The organism is Labrys sp. E2SS-1L (genome assembly GCF_057073705.1).
This window is the reverse complement of the sequence record NZ_CP172712.1, coordinates 128,842-145,463: the sequence shown is the minus strand read 5'-3', so window position 1 is coordinate 145,463 and position 16,622 is coordinate 128,842. Positions and strand designations below refer to the sequence as shown.

Annotated in this window: 15 protein-coding genes; 10 read left to right on the top strand and 5 right to left on the bottom strand. The window is 65.4% G+C overall.

Annotation, left to right across the window (positions count from 1 at the left end; translation table 11 throughout):
• The first annotated feature begins 49 nt into the window (after positions 1-49).
• A complete protein-coding gene (locus ACIGJE_RS00665; protein WP_415086113.1) occupies positions 50-3,100 on the top strand; it encodes an aminotransferase class III-fold pyridoxal phosphate-dependent enzyme in 3,051 nt (1,016 codons plus the stop codon).
• A gap of 239 nt (positions 3,101-3,339) precedes the next feature.
• Entirely contained in the window at positions 3,340-4,113 is a 774-nt protein-coding gene (locus tag ACIGJE_RS00660; RefSeq protein ID WP_415086111.1) for a transporter substrate-binding domain-containing protein, read from the top strand.
• Between the two features lie 66 nt (positions 4,114-4,179).
• On the opposite strand, the gene eda is transcribed toward ACIGJE_RS00660, so the two are convergent.
• Positions 4,180-4,809 carry a bifunctional 4-hydroxy-2-oxoglutarate aldolase/2-dehydro-3-deoxy-phosphogluconate aldolase gene (gene eda, locus ACIGJE_RS00655; RefSeq protein WP_415086109.1) on the bottom strand — a complete coding sequence of 210 codons (630 nt, stop codon included), beginning with the start codon at positions 4,807-4,809 and terminating at the stop codon, positions 4,180-4,182.
• A gap of 106 nt (positions 4,810-4,915) precedes the next feature.
• Positions 4,916-5,854: a PfkB family carbohydrate kinase gene (locus ACIGJE_RS00650; RefSeq protein WP_415086107.1), complete on the bottom strand. Its 939-nt coding sequence runs from the start codon at positions 5,852-5,854 to the stop codon at positions 4,916-4,918.
• Between the two features lie 198 nt (positions 5,855-6,052).
• Here ACIGJE_RS00650 and ACIGJE_RS00645 point away from each other — a divergent pair, with 198 nt between their 5' ends.
• The 7 genes from ACIGJE_RS00645 (at position 6,053) to ACIGJE_RS00615 (ending at position 12,082) form a co-directional block, all read left to right on the top strand.
• On the top strand, positions 6,053-6,244 hold the full coding sequence (locus ACIGJE_RS00645; RefSeq protein ID WP_068298234.1) for a twin transmembrane helix small protein: 192 nt from the start codon (positions 6,053-6,055) through the stop codon (positions 6,242-6,244).
• Between the two features lie 105 nt (positions 6,245-6,349).
• Positions 6,350-6,679: a hypothetical protein gene (locus tag ACIGJE_RS00640; RefSeq protein WP_376717660.1), complete on the top strand. Its 330-nt coding sequence runs from the start codon at positions 6,350-6,352 to the stop codon at positions 6,677-6,679.
• A 300-nt stretch (positions 6,680-6,979) separates the two neighbouring features.
• On the top strand, positions 6,980-7,564 hold the full coding sequence (locus tag ACIGJE_RS00635; protein ID WP_311935749.1) for a cob(I)yrinic acid a,c-diamide adenosyltransferase: 585 nt from the start codon (positions 6,980-6,982) through the stop codon (positions 7,562-7,564).
• Between the two features lie 138 nt (positions 7,565-7,702).
• Complete coding sequence (locus ACIGJE_RS00630) at positions 7,703-8,896, top strand: lytic murein transglycosylase (RefSeq protein WP_415086105.1); 1,194 nt, start codon at positions 7,703-7,705, stop codon at positions 8,894-8,896.
• A 113-nt stretch (positions 8,897-9,009) separates the two neighbouring features.
• Positions 9,010-9,519 (top strand): iron response transcriptional regulator IrrA, encoded by a 510-nt coding sequence (gene irrA / locus ACIGJE_RS00625; protein ID WP_311935754.1) that lies wholly within the window; start codon positions 9,010-9,012, stop codon positions 9,517-9,519.
• A 136-nt stretch (positions 9,520-9,655) separates the two neighbouring features.
• The gene (locus ACIGJE_RS00620) at positions 9,656-10,513 is read left to right on the top strand and encodes a LysR family transcriptional regulator (protein ID WP_367625962.1); all 858 of its coding nucleotides are present in this window, start codon (positions 9,656-9,658) and stop codon (positions 10,511-10,513) included.
• 174 nt (positions 10,514-10,687) lie between these two features.
• On the top strand, positions 10,688-12,082 hold the full coding sequence (locus ACIGJE_RS00615; RefSeq protein WP_415086102.1) for an amidohydrolase family protein: 1,395 nt from the start codon (positions 10,688-10,690) through the stop codon (positions 12,080-12,082).
• A gap of 52 nt (positions 12,083-12,134) precedes the next feature.
• Here the strand turns inward: ACIGJE_RS00615 and ACIGJE_RS00610 are convergent, their stop codons facing one another.
• Both ACIGJE_RS00610 and ACIGJE_RS00605 read right to left on the bottom strand, forming a co-directional pair.
• The gene (locus tag ACIGJE_RS00610) at positions 12,135-13,802 is read right to left on the bottom strand and encodes an amidohydrolase (protein WP_415086100.1); all 1,668 of its coding nucleotides are present in this window, start codon (positions 13,800-13,802) and stop codon (positions 12,135-12,137) included.
• A 119-nt stretch (positions 13,803-13,921) separates the two neighbouring features.
• Positions 13,922-15,151: a YbfB/YjiJ family MFS transporter gene (locus ACIGJE_RS00605; RefSeq protein ID WP_415086098.1), complete on the bottom strand. Its 1,230-nt coding sequence runs from the start codon at positions 15,149-15,151 to the stop codon at positions 13,922-13,924.
• 123 nt (positions 15,152-15,274) lie between these two features.
• Between ACIGJE_RS00605 and ACIGJE_RS00600 the strand changes: the two genes are divergently transcribed.
• A complete protein-coding gene (locus ACIGJE_RS00600) occupies positions 15,275-16,156 on the top strand; it encodes a LysR family transcriptional regulator (RefSeq protein ID WP_415086096.1) in 882 nt (293 codons plus the stop codon).
• Between the two features lie 70 nt (positions 16,157-16,226).
• Here the strand turns inward: ACIGJE_RS00600 and ACIGJE_RS00595 are convergent, their stop codons facing one another.
• Positions 16,227-16,514 carry a hypothetical protein gene (locus ACIGJE_RS00595; RefSeq protein WP_311935771.1) on the bottom strand — a complete coding sequence of 96 codons (288 nt, stop codon included), beginning with the start codon at positions 16,512-16,514 and terminating at the stop codon, positions 16,227-16,229.
• Between the last annotated feature and the right edge of the window lie 108 nt (positions 16,515-16,622).

The following is a 16,622-nucleotide window of genomic DNA, read 5'->3' as shown; positions in this document are numbered from 1 at the left end:
GTCCGGGTGAAGCTTGGCGCTATCGTAGCCTCGCCGAAAAGCTTGTTCCATGACCGATCTGACCCATCCCGCACCCTCCCTGTCTCCAGCCGAGGCGCAAGCGATTGCGCGGGATTTCTTTGGCGTCGAAGGCGGCATCAGCCCCCTCGCCAGCGAGCGCGACCAGAATTTCCGCATCATCGCGCACGGCGAATCGGGCTTCGTGCTCAAGATCGTCAATGCCAGCGAGCCGCAGGAGCAGAGCGACTTCCAGACCGCCCTGCTCGACCATCTCGCCCAGCATGCGCCCGGTCTTTCAGTACCGCGGCTCAGGCGCGCCAGGGACGGCCAGGCGCTCGCCGTGGTCGAGGCGCAAGGTGGGCCTTTCCGGGCGCGCATGGTCGAATGGCAGCTCGGCGAGCCGCTGGCCAAGGCCGAGCGCACGCTCGAAACCCTCGGCGATCTCGGTCGCGTGCTCGGCGACCTCGACCGCGCCATGCAGGGTTTCATCCATCCTGGCGCGCTCCGCAGCTTCGAATGGGATATCCGCACGGCCGGAGAGGCGCGCCAGCGCCTCGGCTTCGTCACCGATCCGGAAAAGCGAGCCCTGCTGACCCGCTTCCTCGACCGTTTCGATGCGAAGGTGGCGCCGCGCCTGCCCGGGCTGCGCGCTGCCGTCATCCACAACGACGCCAATGACTGGAACGTGCTCGTCGATGCCGACGGCTCGGGCCGCGTCGCCGGGCTGATCGATTTCGGCGATGCTCTGCATTCGTTGCTGATCGCGGAAGTCGCCGTCGCCTGTGCCTATTCGATCCTCGATCTCGACGATCCGATCGGGGCCGCCGCCGCCATCGTCGCCGGTTTCCATGGCGCCTATCCGCTGCAGGAACAGGAGATCGACGTTCTCTTCGACCTGATCGCCATGCGCCTGGTGATCAGCGTGACGATGTCAGCTCAGCGCCACGACAAGATCGCAGACAATCCCTATCTCTCCGTCAGCGAAGCGCCGGCCTGGGCGTTGCTGCAGCGGCTCGATGCCATCAATCCCGTCTTCGCCATCGCGATCCTGCGCCAGGCCTGCGGTTTCGACGCCGCGCCCGGTTCCCGGGCTGCGATCGGCTGGATCCGGGCCGAGGCCAAGGGCTTGCACTCCGTGCTGTCGCAGCATCCGGCTCGCATGCGCAAGGGGCTGGTGCCCTATGGCGATCCGGCCAATCCGATGACCGTGGCCTCCGCGGCCGAGGAGCCGGAAAAGGCGACGGCCTGGTGGGATGAACATTGCGCGCGGGAGGGCATCGATCTCGGCATCGGTCCCTGGGGCGAGGAGCGCACCGTCTATACCAGCCCGATGTTCGAATCCCGCCTGGTGGCGGGCACGCGGCGCACGCGTCATCTCGGCCTCGACCTGTTCCTGCCGGCCGGTACCAAATTGTTCACGCCTTTGGCGGCGAGCGTGAAGGAAGTGGTGATCGAGACCGAGGCGCTCGGCTATGGCTGCCTGATCAAGCTCGAACACGCCCCGGAGGGCTGCCCGCCCTTCGTCAGCCTCTGGGGGCATCTGGCGCATGAGGCCGTCGGGCGCCTCAAGCCGGGCGACCGCCTGGAGGCCGGCGATCTCGTCGGCGAAATGGGTGCGCCGGCCGAGAATGGCGGCTGGGCGCCGCATCTGCACCTGCAGCTGTCAACCGCGACCGGCCTTACGGCCACGGAGATACTCGGTGTCGGCGAAGCCCCCTATCTGCCCGTCTGGGCTGAGCTCTTCCCCGATCCGGCCGATTTCGCCGGCGTGCCGCCCGAGACCTTCCACCAGACCGGCCGCAGCCGTGAGGCGATCGTGGCCGAGCGCAAGCGCGGGCTGCTGCCCAACCTCTCGATCTCCTACCAGGAGCCGATCAAGTTCGTGCGCGGCGAGGGCGTCTGGCTGATCGACGATCGCGGCCGGGCCTATCTCGATTGCTTCAACAATGTCTGCCATCTCGGCCACGCCCATCCTGATGTCGTGGAGGCGCTGGCGCGCCAGGCGGGCATCCTCAATACCAATACGCGCTATCTGCACGACAATATCGTCGAGTATGCCGAAAGGCTCACCGCCACGCTGCCCGACGATCTGACGGTGGCAAGTTTTGCCTGCACCGGCAGCGAGGCCAACAGCCTGATGCTGCGCATGGCCCGCACCCATACCGGCCGGGACGAGGCGATCGTGCTGGACTGGGCCTATCACGGCACGACACAGGCCCTGATCGACCTCAGTCCGTACAAGTACAAGCGCAAGGGCGGCGAGGGCCGCAAGGCGCATGTCTTCGAGGCCGCCATCCCCGACAGCTATCGCGCCCCGGTGGATTGGCCGGTGGCGGAGATCGCCAGCCGCTATGCTGAGAGGGTGGCCGACGAGATCGCCGAAATGAAACGGCAGGGCCGGGCGCCCGGCCTGTTCATGGCCGAATCCATCCCCAGCGTCGCCGGCCAGGTCTTCCTGCCGGAAGGCTATCTGAAGGAAGTCTACGCCATGGTGCGCGCGGCCGGGGGTCTGTGCGTCGCCGACGAGGTGCAGGTCGGCTTCGGGCGCGTCGGCAGCCATTGGTGGGCCTTCGAGCTGCAGAACGTGGTGCCCGACATCGTCACCATGGGCAAGCCGATCGGCAACGGCCATCCGATGGCCGCGGTGGTGACCACCAGGGAGGTTGCCGCTTCCTTCAACAACGGCATGGAATATTTCAACACCTTCGGCGGCAATCCGGTCTCCTGCGCCGTCGGCCTTGCCGTGCTCGACGTGATCGAGCGTGACGGCCTGCGCGCCAACGCCCTCGCCATGGGCGACTATCTCCTGGCGCGCTTCCGCAAGCTGCAGGAGCGGCACGAGATCATCGGCGACGTGCGCGGGCAGGGGCTCTTCCTCGGCATCGAGCTCGTCACCGACCGCAAGACCAAGGCGCCGGCCACCGAATTCGCCCGGGCCGTCAACAACGGCGCGCGCCGGCGTGGTGTGCTGATGGGCACCGAGGGGCCGCATGACAACGTCCTCAAGCTGCGCCCGCCGATGATCTTCGCCAAGGCCGACGCCGATCTCCTCATGGAAGTCCTGGAAGAGACCTTCGATGAGGTGGCGGCGCGGCAATAGGCTGTGAGGAGGCCGGGAAGAACGAGACTGCCTTCTCTCCTTGAGGGAGAAGGTGCCCCGAAGGGGCGGATGAGGGGAGAAACGCAATCTTTTCCGAGCAGCGCCGACACCCCTCATCCGTCATTGCTTCGCAATGCCACCTTCTCCCTCAAGGGGAGAAGGCTTTTGGGCGTGCCATCCGACATCAAACCACCCGGATGCCTCGAATGCATTCGGCAAAAACCAGAGAGGAACCTGCCATGAAGACCAAGAAACTGACGATGCTGCTCGCCGGCGCGGCCATGATCGCCGCCACAGCTGCGGCCCAGGCCGATCAGGTGAAGGTCGGCATCGCCGCCGAACCCTATCCGCCGATCGCCTACAAGAATGCCTCGGGCGAGTGGGAAGGCTTTGCGCTCGACTACGCCAAGGCCGTGTGCAAGACCGCCAAGCTTGACTGCGTGATCACGCCGATGGCCTGGGATGGCATGATGCCGGCGCTGAAATCGGGCAAGATCGACGTGATCTGGGGCTCGATGTCGATCACGCCGGAGCGTCAGAAGCAGATCGCTTTCACCCTTCCGATCTACAACACGCCGTCCGTATTCATCGGCAACAAGGACGACAAGTTCGACTTCGGCTCCGGTGGCCTCGCCGGCAAGAGCATCGGCGCGCAGGTGAGCACCATCCATGCCGCCTATATCGAGAAGGCTCATCCGGAGGCGACGCTGAAGGTTTACAGCCAGCAGGATACCGCCAATTCGGACCTGGCGGCCGGGCGCATCGACCTGATCATCGGCGATGCCGTGGGCATGCAGGGTTTTCTGACCAGCTCGGACGGGGCCTGCTGCGAGGTCAAGGATTTCCCCAAGGATCCGAGCTTCGACACCGGCATCGGCGGCGGCATGCGCAAGGACGACACCAAGCTGAAGGCCGCTTTCGACGACGCCATCCGCGCCATCTACAAGAATGGCGAATTCGAGCCGATGGCCAAGAAATACTTCAAGTTCGAGGTCGGCACGCCGCCGAAGTGAGATAGGCAGAGTGGCCTTCCCGTGTGCACGCACGAGACATCCGCGCACACGGGAATCTGCTTGCCCTCATCCCCGCGCCGCCTTGAAGATGGCGGCCTGATGCTGCAGACAGGGCGAGCCGGGCGTGTGGCGCGAGGGCAGCATCCAGGAGCCGCCGACAGCGACGATGTTGCGCACTGCGCCATAGGCCGGCAGCAGCGTCGTCTCGATGCCGCCCGTGGTGACGAAGCCGACGCCTTCGAAGATGTTGGCGTAATCCGCCAGCACTGCGGGGCCGTTGGAGGCCTCCGAAGGGTAGTATTTCATCAGCGCATAGCCATATTCGCAGGCCTGCATCGTCTCCGAGGCCGTCTGCACGCCGGGGATATGGGGCAGACCGCTGGCGGCGACCAGCGCCTGCAGCGCGGGCGTGAGGCCGGGGCTGACCGTGAAGTCCGCGCCGGCGTCGAGGGCCTGGCGCACATGGCTCGCCAGCAGCATGGTGCCGGCGCCGAACAGGCAGCGGGGATGGCGCGCCTTGGCAGCCTTCAGCACCGCCGGCGCCTCGGGCGTGCGGAAGAGGATCTCGATCACGGGGGCTCCCGCTGCCACCAGGCCGTCGATATCGCTTAGACCCTCGTCTGGATCCTTGATCGCCATCACCGGCAGGATCGGCGTTTCGGCGAGGCGAGCCCGCAATTCGGCAACATTTGTCATTTTTCCTCCAGACCTGTTCTTTCCAAACTATAGTGTTTTGCGATTTGACGGAGTCCCCTCGAATCGCAAAGACGCGTCGGAACAAAGAGTTAGAGCAAATGGGCGTTCACGCCTGAACGCGTTCTGCTCTAGACAGCATCGCCTCTACCTCGGCCCGGTCGGGTGTGCCCAGCCGACCGCCGAAGCTGCGGCATTTGAGGGCGGCGGCGACATTGGCGAAGGCGATGGCCTGCGGGATGGATGCCCCTTCGGCGATGGCGAGGGTAAAGGCACCATGGAAGACGTCGCCCGCCGCCAGCGTGTCGACAGCCTCGACCGCGGGCGGGCGCAGTTGCTCGATCCGGCCTGTTTCACGGTCGAGCCAGAAGCAGCCCTCCGGCCCGGCCGTGACGGCGAGGAAACCAGCGAAACGACCGGCCAACACACGCAGCGCCTCGCCTGGGCTGGAGGTGCCGCTCAGCGCCAGCGCCGCCGGTTCGGAGAAGACGACATGGCTCGCCAGCGCGGCAAGTTCCATTGTCACGCCGGCCGGGCCGGTATCGGCATCGAGCACGGCGGGGCGGCCGGCCGCGCGCGCCGCCTTCAGCACGGCGGCTGCACCCTCGGGCCAGCGTATGTCGACGAGCGCGGCGTCGGCACGGGCGACCAGTTCGAGCGGCAGCCAGGACGGATCCTGGCCGAGCGCCGGATCGTAATAGGGCACCACCAGCCTCTCGCCATGGCGGTCGACCAGCACGGTCGAGATCGGCGAGCGTGCGCCCCGGGCCCGACGGATGAAGCGGCAGTCGATGCCGGCTGCCGTCAGGTCGGCGACGATGCGCTCACCGATGGCATCGTCGCCGACGCGCGAGAGCAGGGCGCTGCGCCCGCCCAGCTTGGCGATCGCGGCGGCGGCGCTGGCGGCCATGCCATGGGCCACCTCGGTTACCCGGCTGGGCAGGACCTTGCCGGGACCGCTCGGCAGGCTATCGAGCTGGAAGATCGAATCGAAGGAAGAGGCGCCGCAGCACACCACATGCACGATCTTGCCGGCTGACTCGGGCACCGCTCTCTCCCTCTGCGATGAAAACAACGTCATCGAACGAAGGGGGCCGCGGCGCGGTATTCGAGCGGATGATCGCATTTGTCATAGCATTGCCCGCGCCGGCGGTGGAAGGGCGCCGCCCCACCGGTGGTCGCGACTTTTTCGACCGGATGCCATATCGGCCTCGACGCCGGCTAAGCGAAGGCATAGAACCGCGGGATGGCCAAGTTCTTCTATATTCTCGTGCCCTTCGCCATTCTGGCGGTCGCCATCGTGCTCGGCATGGGCCTGCACAACATGCTCAAGGGTGGCGATGGCTGGCGCTCCCAGCGGCTGATGCAGATGCGCGTCCTGCTGCAAGCCGTGGCGATCATCATCATCATGGCGGCGATCTATTTCGCTCACAAATAAGTGAAGAACGTTTTTCAAGACCCACGATATCTTGAATATAGGCTTCATCTTGCATTCACATTTCGCAACGTAACCTTGGTTCTCTTATTAACCGAGGAACGATTCATGTCGAATTTTTTCAAGATTGCCTTAGCTTCATTGGTGATTGCTGCTCCATTGGCGAGCGCTCAAGCGCAAAATTTCTTTCCGCGCCAACAACACCAGCGAGACTGGAGAGAACATCGCCCCGGCACCTGGGGTGGACAGCACCGCGGACCCGACCGCTATCCCAGGGGATGGGGACCAAATCGCCGGCCGGATGGTGCCGGCTATTACCACGGCTATCGCGGCTATCGCGATTACCGGCCGGGCTATCGTCGCCACCGTGACGGCATGTGGTACCCCGTGGCAGCGTTTGCGCTTGGTGCCCTTCTCGGCGGTGCCCTGAGCCAGTGATCCCATGAGGGGCTCGCGGCGGCTTGGTGAGCCGCCGCATGGCCTATCCCGGTCAATGGCATCGCGCCATGGGTGCCATAAACCTTCCTGCGTTTACCTTTGAGTTACATCCGGCCCCTAGGGTCCGCCCGTCCGGTGCCTGTTGGGGATAACGTGGTGCCGGCACAAGGCCCGGCCGGATGCTCTCCTGGCCGGGCCACTAGAGGCATTTCAGCCTCTCCGCTTCCCGGCCCCTGGATTGCGTCGCTGCTCCGGCAATGACAATGATCCCTGAAAGCCAAACAAACTCGGGCAAGCGCAATGGTTCGTCTCAACAAGATCTACACCCGTACCGGCGACGACGGTTCCACCGGGCTCGGCACCGGCGAGCGCCGTTCCAAGGCCGATCTGAGGGTCGAGGCCTATGGCACGGTCGACGAGGCGAATGCCGTGATCGGCCTTGCCCGCCAGCACAGCGCCCGCGAGGACGCCGATGTCGACGCCATGCTCGCCCGCATCCAGAACGATCTGTTCGATCTCGGCGCCGATCTGTGCACGCCCGAGGGCGGCGAGAAGGAAATCACCTGGACGCCGTTGCGCATCGTACAGGCCCAGGTCGACCGGCTGGAGCAGGAAATAGACGCCATGAATGCCGACCTCGCGCCGCTGAAGAGTTTCGTGCTGCCGGGCGGCACGCCCTGCGCCAGCCATTTGCACATGGCGCGTACCGTCAGCAGGCGAGCAGAACGCGTGATGGTGGCGCTGTCGCAATCGGTGGGCGAACTGGTCTCCGCCGAGGCGCTGGCCTATGTCAACCGCCTCTCCGACCATCTGTTCGTGGCCAGCCGCTACCTCAACCACAAGGCCAGCGGCGACGTGCTCTGGGTGCCTGGTGCGAACAGGTGAGCTCCCCGCCCCCGAGAGGGGCGAAGGCATTTGCGTGATCTCCCGTCACGTCCACGCAATCATTGCGCGTAATTAATCCGAACCCACCCCATTTCGGCCGGTTTGGCCATCTTTCATTTACCTTGATGAATCATGATCATGGCCATGAAAAAGACAGTCGTGTCCGCCCTTGCGCTGCTCGCCCTCTCCGCTTTGCCGGCGTCGGCCGCCTCCTTCCAACAGTGCCTTTCCGCCATCGGCGCGCGCGCCGGCGCGGCGGGAGTGTCGTCATCGGTTATCAACCGGCAGTTCAGCGGCCTGCAGCCGGACATGACCGTGATCGACGCGATGAACAAGCAGCCCGAGTTCAAGACACCGATCTGGGACTACATGGCCTCGCTGGTCGACGCGCAACGCGTGGCCGACGGCAAGCAGATGCTGTCCAGATATGGCTCGGTGCTCTCGGGCGTGCAGCGGCGCTACGGCGTCGACCCGGCGGTAGTGGTCGCGGTCTGGGGCGTCGAGTCCAATTATGGCGAGAGCAAGGGCACGCGCCCGCTGGTGCAGTCGCTGGCCACGCTTTCCTGCTATGCGGGCCGCCGGCAGGGCTATTTCCAGGGTGAGCTCATCGCCACGCTGAAGATCATCCAGCGCGGCGACGTCAATCCCGATCATCTCGTCGGTTCCTGGGCCGGCGCCTTCGGCAACACCCAGTTCATGCCCTCGACCTTCCTGCGCCTGGCCGTGGATGGTGACGGCGATGGTCGCCGCGACGTGGTCGATTCCGTGCCTGATGCGCTCGCCTCCACCGCCAACTACCTGGCCCGTTCCGGCTGGACCTCCGGCACGCGCTGGGGCTATGAGGTGCGCCTGCCGCCCGGCTTCAAGGCGGGGCTAGCCGGCCGCACCAAGAAGCGCCCGCTCGGTTCCTGGGCCGCGATGGGCGTGACACGCATCGATGGTGCGCCGCTGCAGGGCGGCAATGCCCGGGCTGCGATCCTGTTGCCGGCCGGGCCGCAAGGGCCGGCCTTCGTGGTCTTCCGCAATTTCGATGCGATCTATTCCTACAATGCTGCCGAGTCTTATGCCCTGGCGATCGCCCATCTGTCGGACCGCATCCGGGGCGGCAGCCCCTTCGCGACGCCCTGGCCGACCGACGACCCTGGCCTGTCGCGGGCGCAGCGCAAGGAATTGCAGGCCCTGCTGGCCCGCAAGGGCTATGATATCGGCACGCCCGACGGCTCGATCGGCAACAAGACCATCCAGGCCATCCGCGACGTGCAGCGCCGGCTCGGCCTGCCGGTCACCGGCCACCCTGGGTTGAAGGTGCTGACCGCCCTGAAGCGCGGATGATCGCCAAAAAGCGCCATTTTTCCAGGGGCTAGTTGGCATCAGCCATTATGATGATTGCGTCTGCGGCATCACTTGCCCTAGAATGTCGCCGAGAAAAGTTGTAGAACCGCATCATGTCAGCGACCACAGTCATTCACTTCGATCGTTCCGCCAAGGCGGCCACGCCGGATGCATCGCCCTCGCGCGAGCTTCCCTCCCGCGACCACCAGCGCACGGGCTGCCCGTTCCATGACGTGCGTTCGATGCTGCGCGACGTCGGCTTGAGGCCCACCCGCCAGCGCCTGGCGCTGGGCTGGCTGCTGTTCCAGAAGGGCGATCGGCACATCACCGCCGAGATGCTGCATGACGAGGCCTCCAAGGCCCGTGTGCCGGTCTCGCTCGCCACCGTCTACAACACGCTGCACCAGTTCACCGAAGTCGGTCTGCTGCGCGAATTCGCCGTGGACGGGTCGAAGACCTATTTCGACACCAATGTGCACGAGCACCATCATTATTTCGTCGAAGGCGACAATGAGGTGCTCGACATCCCCGGCGAGGTCAACATGGCCGAGATGCCGCAGGTGCCGGCAGGCTATGAAGTTGCGCGCGTCGACGTGATCGTGCGTCTGCGCCGCAAGGACTGAGGCACCCTCCATCGAGTTTGATGAAACGGCGCGGCTCGACCGCGCCGTTTTCTTTTGCACATCTTCGTTCCAAGCAATCGAGCCCACTGTGGTCTATTGTCGGGCGATCGAACCGAGGGGTGCCGGCGGTGGGCGCATGAATCGCTATCCGATGTTCAATCCGCAGCTGCTGAACAGCTTCGTGTCGGTATGCGACACCATGAGCTTTACCCGTGCCGCGGAGCGCGTATCCCTGTCGCAGTCCACCGTCAGCCAGCAGATCCGTCGGCTGGAGGAGATGCTCGGCAAACCGCTGTTCGAACGTTCCTCGCATCAGGTGCAGCTCACCGAGGAGGGGGTGAAGCTGCTGGGCTATGCCCGGCGCATCATCGCCCTCAACGAGGAGGCGCATGATGCCCTGACGGGCCTGTGGCGCGACGGCGTACTGCGGCTGGGCATGCCCGAGGATTATACTGTGCCCACCGCCGACCTGCTCGCTGTCTTCAGCCGGGAGCACCCGCATCTGCGGCTCGATGTCACCAGCGGCCTGAGCGCGGATCTGCATGCCGCCTATGGCCGCGAGGAACTCGACCTCATCCTGGTCAAGCAGCGCCGCAGCCAGCCGCCACGTGCTGCCCGGCCCGAACCCCTGCTATGGCTGGACAGCCTGGCCCATCCGGCCATCGAGCAGGCGCCGGTGCCGCTGGCGGTGTTCCCGCCCAATGGGCTCTATCGCGAGGAACTGTGCCAGGCCCTCGATGATCTCGGCCGACGCTGGCGGGTCGGCTACAGCAGTGCCAGCCTCGGAGCGCTCATGGCGGCGTCGGCCGCCGGCCTCGGCATCACCCTGCTGCCTGCCGGCTGCCGGCTGCCCAGCCATCGCATATTGGGGGAGGCCGAGGGATTGCAGCCGGTGACCGATTTCGAGCTGGCGCTGTATTTCCGCGACGGTGCTGTCGATGCCGTCGTCACCCTGGCAGAGCGGCTGATCACCTTCTGCGGGCTGGAGGCCTAGGGTGCGGAAATCGCCGCTCCCTTCTGCATGAAGATTGGCTATTCATTTGCGCTTCGTGGAGAGCCTCCATCATTGCTAAATCGAATGGTCAGCATTGGCAAATCTCGCTGCCATCGAGATTGGCTCTCCCGTAAATTGGGAGCCCAGACAACCGATCGAAGGCAGGAAACCACCGTGGAAAACCACCAGCAGCCAAGCCTCAGGGCGGTTCTCAGCCACAGCGGAAACCGCAGCGCCGCCTCGGCAGTCAGGGGCATGGCCGGTGCCAGCGCCGTGGCTGCGATGGCCGGCACCGGCCGCCCAGGCGGCGAAGCCGGTGCCACCACGCTGCGAGATCGCCATTATTATCTCCGCGACGTGCGGCTCGAAGAAGGCTTCGAGTATGACGGCGAGACGGTGATCGGCACCCGCACCGCGCTCTACACGCTGGAGATCAAGGACGGCAAGATCGCAGCCCTGCTTGCGGCCAACGCCGGGCTGGCCGACGGCCTGCCCCGTTACGGGGCGCATGGCCAGCTCCTGCTGCCGGCGATGCGCGACATGCACATCCATCTCGACAAGACTTTCTATGGCGGCCCCTGGCAGGCGCCGCGCCCGCGCCAAGGCAAGACCATCATGGACATGATCGCGCGGGAGCAGAAATTACTGCCCACGCTGTTGCCCGTCGCGCAGCAGCGTGCCGAGGGGCTGATCGCCCTGTTGCAGTCCAAGGGCAGCACGGTGGCGCGTGGCCATTGCAACATCGACCCGATCAGCGGCTTGAAGGCCCTGGAGCATGTGCAGCGGGCGCTGGAGAACCACCGAGGAGATTTCTCCTGCGAGATCGTCGCCTTCCCCCAGCACGGCCTGTTGCACTCCGGGGTCGAGGGGCTGTTGCGCGAGGCGATGACCATGGGTGCCGCCTATGTCGGTGGGCTCGACCCGACCAATGTCGATGGCACCATGGAAAAATCCCTCGACGCCATGTTCCAGATCGCTCTCGATGCCGGCAAGGGTGTCGACATTCACCTGCATGAGACCAGCCCGGCCGGCGTGGCGGCGATCAACTACATGGTCGATACGGTGGAGAAGAACGCAGCGCTCAAGGGCAAGGTTACCATCAGCCACGCCTTCGCGCTTAGCACGCTCTCGCCACAGGCATTGTCCGAACTCGCCACCCGCTTTGCCGCGCAGGGTATCGCCATCGCCTCGACGGTGCCGATCGGCAGCTTTGTGATGCCGCTGCCGCAACTCAGCGAGAAGGGCGTTTTCGTGATGACCGGCACGGACAGCGTGATCGATCATTGGTCGCCCTTCGGCAGCGGCGACATGCTGGAAAAGGCCAATCTCTACGCCCAGCTCTATGACGGCTCGGACGAGTTCCACCTCTCGCGCGCCTTGTCGATCGCTACCGGCGGCGTGCTGCCGCTGGACGACAGCGGCAAGCGCGCCTGGCCGAAGGCCGGCGACGAGGCGGGTTTCACCCTGGTTCCCGCCAGTTGCTCGGCCGAGGCGGTGGCCCGCATGCCTGCGCGTACGGCCACCTTCCAGCAGGGCCGCATGGTCTATGGCAGCGTCGGCCAGGCCTGAGGGCCTGAGCCGAAAGCAGCGTTCCTGCCCGACGGGGCCCCGATTTCGTCCCTCATCTTCCGGCAGGAAACACACGCCTGCCGCCGACCCAGGTCTCCGCGACTTTGGTCTTCCAGATCAACTGGGGATCGACGGCAAAGATGTCCTGGTCGACCAGGATGAAATCGGCCCATTTGCCCGGTTCGAGGCTGCCGAGGCTCTTCTCCTGGTGTGCGGCGTAGGCGGCATCCAGGGTGAAGGCGCGGAACGCTTCAACCCGCGTCATCGCCTGCTCGGCATGCCAGCCGGCGACGGGCTTGCCTTCGTGATCGGTGCGGTTGATAGCCGCGTGCAGGCCGAAGAACGGATTGGCCGATTCCACCGGAAAGTCCGAACCGCCGGCAATCACCGTGCCCTGGTTGAGCACAGTTCGCCAGGCATAGGCGCCGCGGATGCGCTCATGGCCGACCCTGTCTTCCGCCATGTTCATGTCGGAAGTGGCGTGGGTGGGTTGCATCGAGGCGACGAGGCCGAGGCTCTCGAGGCGGGGCAGGTCGGTGAGCGCCAGCACCTGGGCGTGCTCGATGCGGTTGCGCAGATCGCGCCCGCCCACTTCGGCGAAAGCGCCCTCGAAGGCGTCGAGCACTTCGCGATTGCCGGCATCGCCGATGGCGTGAACATTGACCTGGAAGCCGGCCTTCAGTGCCGTCTCGATATCGGCCTGCATCGCCTCGGGTTTCTTGAAAAGCAGGCCGCGATTGCCGGGATCGTCGCTATAGGGCTCGATCAGCGCAGCGCCGCGGCTGCCCAGCGCGCCGTCGGCATAGAGCTTGACACTGCGTACCGTCAACCGGTCCTGGCCATAGCCGAGCAGCGGGCCTCCAGCCGAGACTTTCTTGAAATCCTCGCCGACGCCGCCAACCATGGCGTAGATCCGAGCGGTGAGGCGGCCCTCGTCGGCGAACTTTCTGTAGACATCGATGTCGGCGGCCTCGACGCCGGCGTCATGCGCCCCTGTCAGGCCAAGCCTGGCCATATGAGCGAGGGCGGCGGTGAGATTGGCGGAGCGATCGGCCTCGGTCTTGGCCGGCAGCATCTTGACGACGAGGTCCATGGCCTTGTCGACCAGTACCCCGGTGGGATTGCCCTGCGCATCGCGTTCGAGGCGCCCGCCATCGGGATCCTTGGTGTCCCTGGTGATGCCGGCCAAGGCGAGCGTCTTCGAGTTGGCCCAGCCGGCATGGCCGTCGACCCGCTCGAGCCAGACCGGCCTGTCCTTCACCACGGCGTCGAGCTCGGCGGCGTTCGGAAAGCGCCCGAGCTTCCAGATCACCTGGTTCCAGCCGCTGCCACGAATCCAGGCCGCCTTGGGATTGGCCGCAGCATAGGCACTCACTTGCTTGAGGGCGGCCTTGAGACTGGCGGTCGAAGACAGATCGATCGTCGTCAGCGTTTCGCCGAGGCCGCCGACATGGCCATGCGCATCGATCAGGCCTGGCAGCATCACCTTGCCACGGCCGTCGCGTTTGACGGCACCTGCATGGGCCTTGACCAGTTCCTTGTGCGTGCCGGTGGCGATGACTTTGCCGTCTTCGCCGAAGACCAGAGCGTCGAAGCGGACGAGCTCGCCGTTGCGGACGGTATAGCCCTTGACGTTCTCGATCAGGACCGGCTCAGCCAGCACGGGCGTGGCCACCATGGTGGCGGCCGCAACGAGGGTCGCGAATCCGACCTTCCTCATACCCAGTTCCCCCCTGTACGATTCCCCTCGCGGGCATCATCGGCATGCAGCGGTGGGAGGTAAAGCTCCGGATGGGAAAGGATATGGCCGTGCCCGGCCGGTTCCCGATGCCACGGCGCTCAGCCTTGCCTGCCTTCGTTGCCAGGACGGCCAATGCCGTTGGCGACGAGATCGATCGCCAAAGCGAGGATCATCGCGGCCGCGCCGATCACGAAGAGCAGGCGGTAATTGCCGCCGCTCTGGGCGAAGAGGAAGGACAGGGCATAGGCGGCACCGGCCTGGAACAGGGCGAACCAAACCGTCGCCAGGCTCCAGGCCCGTTTTTGCTGGGCAGAGTGGTGCGGCAGGAGTTCGTGGATGCGGCCGATGACCAGCGGCACCGTGCCGGTGACGAAGGCACCCACGATCAGGCTCGAGCCGATCAGCCATGCCTGCCCGGCCATACCGGCAGGCAGCGCTACCGCGACGGCCTCGAGCAGGAAGGCCATGCGCAAGGCCGCGCCGAAGCCGATGCGATCGGCAAGGTGACCGGCCAGCAGAGGGCCGATGGTGGCGCCGATGCCGAAGATGATCCAATAGAGAGCGCCGACCTCGACGCCTTCACCCAATCCCCGCGCGACGAAATCGACCAGGAAGATCATGTGCGGCACCCAGCCGGCGGCATTGAGGGCGTATTCGGCATAAAGGGCACGCAGGCTTGCCGTTCGCGGGGCATGGCCGGACGCGGCGGGCCGGGCCATGGCATTCTCGCCGCGCGGCCAACCGCTCCAGGCGGTGGCCATCAGCAGTAGCGAGAGTGCACCGAGGCCAAGCCAGGCTTGCCGCAGTCCCTGCTGCAGGAGCAATGGCACCAGCGTGCCGGATGCGGCAATGCCCGCCCCGATCCCCATGAAGATGGCGCCGCCGGCAAGCCCCCGTCTTGCCGGTGCGATATGGGTGAGGACGGTTGGAGCTGCCAGGACCATCAGCACGCCACCCGCCAGCCCGGCGGCAAAGCGCCAGGCGAAGAACCAGGCAAAGCCGAACGGATAAGAGCAGGCGAAAAAGGTGAGGGTGGCCAGGGCCATCATGGCCCTGAGAGTGGCCACTGTCGAGAAACGCCCGGCCATCGGCCGGCCCATGAGGGCGCCGGCAAGATAGCCAGCCAGGTTGGCGGCGCCGAGATAGGCGGCCGTCGAGGCCTCGAACCAGCGCGCATCGACGATCGCGGGCAGCAGCGGCGTGTAGGCGAAGCGGGCAAGGCCGATGCCGATCAGGCTGGCACAGAAGGCGGACAGAATGGCCCTCCACAGATTGAGGCTGCCCTCCCGGGAATTCCCGCCACGGTCCAAGATGGTGGTGCCGGCCATTCGTCGACCCTCGATTGTCACGCTTGACGACCATACGAGCCTGTATCAATCTATAAAAACGAATATAAAAGATATGAGTTATCTCTTTTTAAGATTAGCCAATTGGTGGCGGATGCGACCGGCATGGACATATCCGATCTGAAGGTTTTCGAGGCCGTATCCCGGCTCGGCAGCATGAACCGGGCCGCCCAGGAGCTGAACACCGTCCAATCCAATGTGACGGCTCGCATCCGTACACTCGAACAGGACCTTGGCGTCAGCCTGTTCCAGCGCCATGCGCGCGGTGTCTCCACCACGCCGGCGGGGCAGCGGGTGCTGCCCTTTGTCAGCCGCATCGCCAGGCTGCTCGCGGATGCGCGAATGGCCGCGCAGGACGAGGGCGTGCCGAGTGGCGCCCTGTCGCTCGGCAGCCTGGAAACGACGGCGGCCCTGCGGCTGTCCGGCCTGCTCAGCCGGTTTGCCAAGGCCTACCCCGCCGTCCGGCTCGTCCTCGCCACCGGCACCACGCGCAAGCTCGTGGACGAGGTGCTGGCATGCCGCCTCGAAGGCGCCTTCGTTGCCGGCCCTGTCAGCCATCCGGAACTGAGCTGGCAGGTGGTCTTCCGGGAAGAACTCGTCCTCGTCACCGCGCGCAACCATCGCAGCATCGACGAACTGGCTGCGGTCGCGGATCTGAAGACGATCGTGTTCCAGATCGGTTGCTCCTATCGCCAGCGGCTCGAAGCCTTGCTGGCCGAGAGAGGAATCGTGACCGCAAGGCCGCTGGAATTCGGTTCGCTGGAAGCGATCATCAGCTGTGTCTCGGCCGGCGTCGGCGTCACCTTGTTGCCGAGAAGCGTCGTGGCTGGCACCTGGCAGGAGGGCAGGATCGCCATCCATGACCTCCCGCCCGGGCGATCCGAGGTCGATACGCTGTTCGTGCGCCGGGCGGATGGCTATGTTTCGAGCGCCCTGTCGGCCTTTCTCGACATGGCGCAAGCGAGCTTTGGCGCGAGCGGCACCTGAAGGCGCCGAGCCATGGACAATGTCGTAACGACCGTGAATACGGCAACGCTTCGACCGTCGTCCTCCGTTCCTAGAGCTTCAGCCAGTCGAGCGTGCCCAGGGAGACCAGGGTCGCAACCAGGATGGTGCCGGCATAGATCAGGCTGTGGCGCCAGCTCTGCAGCGGCGAGCGCTGGCGCAGCAAGGCGGGGCGCGCGAGAATGAAGGCGGCGATCAGCAACGCCACCACCAGGCCGCCATGCTGGATGCCGGTGGCCAGGTCATGCAGGATCACCATCGAGCAGATCAGCAGGGTCGGGAACCAGGCATGCCGGAACTCGGTGCGAAGCTTGGCGAGCAAGGGGGCAAAGGGCTGCATGATATCCTCAAGAGCAAACGTTCGGCCGCGTTCTGAAAGCTGAAGCTGGCGGAGTAGATGCCGATTGCGGCGCGAGCGTGCCGTGTCGATGGTCACACCGCGGAAATA